Here is a 1,480-nt window from a genome sequence, read left to right on the forward strand (position 1 = left end):
CCAGCACTTTAACCTGATGCAGACCAAAACTGTGGCTGCCAATATTGAAATGCCAATGAAACTGCTTGGCTGGAGTAAAGCTGAACGGGAAAAGCGTCTTGAAGAATTGCTAGACTTTATTGATTTAAAACATAAACGCAATGCTTTTCCAGATGAACTTTCTGGCGGTCAGAAGCAGCGTGTCGGTATTGCCCGTGCCTTAGCGAATCATCCAAAGATCTTGTTATGTGATGAAGCAACCTCAGCTCTCGATCCGCAAACCACCAAGTCTGTACTGCAACTGCTGAAACGCATTAATCAGGAACAAGGCATTACGATTGTGATGGTCACCCATGAAATGGATGTAATTGAAACTGTATGTGATTATGTTGCCGTGATGGAAAAAGGTGATGTGATTGAAACTGGCTCTACCTTACAGATTTTCAGTCAGCCTCAGCATCCGACCACGAAAAACTTTATCCAGACGGTGCTCCAGCAAAACCTGCCCGTAAATATTCTGACGAATCTGGAAAATCAGAATCATCACAGTATTTATTGTTTAAAGTTCCTGGGTAGCTCAGCGCAGGAAACTGTGATTCAGGGCGTTATCAAACAGTTTGATATCAGTTTGAATATCCTGTTTGCCAATATGACTGAAATTAATGGTTCGGTGATTGGACAGATGTTTATCCAGCTTCTCGGTGATCCCGCGCAAATTACAGCTGCAATACAATATCTCCGAGATAACGGCGTACAGGTAGATCAGGCAGGAGTACAGGAATGAGAGACTTAATTGTACAGTGGCTTACTACGATCACTGCGCCTTTCTGGAAAAGCTCGCTGTCGATGGACCAGTTCGTGACTGCACTGCAAGAAACTTTCCATATGGTGTTCTTCGCGATGCTGTTTGGTTGTATCTGGGGTTTTATTCAGGCGATTACTCTATTAGTTACTCGTCCAAATGGAATTTTGCCAAACCGTGTGATTTATCATGGTCTAAATCCGATTGTAAATGCACTGCGTTCCCTGCCATTTATTATCTTGCTGATTGCTGTTATTCCACTGACTAAATTTCTGGTTGGAACATCAATTGGTACTTGGGCAGCGATTGTGCCTTTGACCATTTATGTGGGGCCTTATATCGGCCGCTTGGTGGAAACCTCTCTGCTTGAAGTAAATGAAGGCATTATCGAATCTGCCCAAGCCATGGGTGCAACACCAATGCAAATTATTTTCAAGTTTATTCTGCCGGAAGCGCGTAGTTCGCTGATTCTGAATCTTACGACTGCCACCATCAGTCTGATTGGAGCTACCGCGATGGCAGGTGCTGTCGGCGCTGGTGGTATTGGTGATCTTGCAATCTCTTATGGTTACCAGCGTTTTGATACCTCAGTGGTGATCATGACCGTGATTGTATTATTGATCCTGGTGCAGATTGTACAGAGTGTGGGTGACTGGTTATCCCGACTGCGTTAAGTTAATTCTCTGAGTAAATAAAGCC

2 protein-coding genes are annotated in these 1,480 nt (G+C 44.0%); both read left to right on the top strand.

The features are described 5' to 3' along the window. Nucleotides 1-763: methionine ABC transporter ATP-binding protein (locus B4033_RS05730; RefSeq protein ID WP_286832640.1), on the top strand; the 763-nt coding region annotated here is incomplete at its 5' end. Continuing rightward, entirely contained in the window at nt 760-1,455 is a 696-nt protein-coding gene (locus B4033_RS05735; RefSeq protein ID WP_004812614.1) for a methionine ABC transporter permease, read from the top strand. The genes B4033_RS05730 and B4033_RS05735, both read left to right, overlap by 4 nt. Nucleotides 1,456-1,480 lie beyond the last annotated feature (25 nt).

This window comes from Acinetobacter sp. UBA3132 (genome assembly GCF_002364825.1).
GTDB classification, from domain to species: domain Bacteria; phylum Pseudomonadota; class Gammaproteobacteria; order Pseudomonadales; family Moraxellaceae; genus Acinetobacter; species Acinetobacter schindleri.